Origin of the sequence: Corynebacterium sp. S5S1 (genome assembly GCF_001913985.1) — a bacterium.
In the GTDB taxonomy this organism is placed as follows: domain Bacteria; phylum Actinomycetota; class Actinomycetes; order Mycobacteriales; family Mycobacteriaceae; genus Corynebacterium; species Corynebacterium marquesiae.
Window position 1 is genome coordinate 1354 of the sequence record NZ_MKXT01000095.1, and the last position, 452, is coordinate 1805.

A 452-nucleotide genomic window follows, 5' to 3' on the forward strand; every position below is an offset into this window, starting at 1 on the left:
CGCATCGGCGAAGAGCACGGCGAGCCTGCTGGTACCGACTACCCAGTCATCGAAGGCCTTCTCAATGCCGTGCACCTGAATCACGTCATTGACCTGCGGGTGCCGCTCCACGAGCTCGCCCGCGGCAACAAGGGCGAAAGCACTGCGCGCCGCATCGACGTCAAGTCCTGGTGCTCTGCGATCGACGAGTCCAACGCCGGACGCATCGTCACCGTGGAGTTGGAATTGCGCGATCACGAATCCGGCGAGTTGGTGGCCACCCAGATGCAGCGCTTCGCCATCCGCGGCCGTGCCACTGGCGCCAGCGTCCCGGCACCTGCCCCGGAATGGGGCGGTGCTGCCCTAGCCGCTGAAGTCGAGCCAACCCCACGGTCATTCGTCGACCGCGCAACCGTCACGGCACCGCAGGATATGACCCCATTCGCGCTGGTCTCGGGCGACTACAACCCGAT

1 protein-coding gene is annotated in these 452 nt (G+C 65.7%); it reads left to right on the top strand.

The genetic code is table 11. The features are described from left to right. The coding region (locus BKN05_RS12520; RefSeq protein ID WP_286688787.1) for a hotdog family protein at nucleotides 1-452 on the top strand (452 nt) is incomplete at both ends.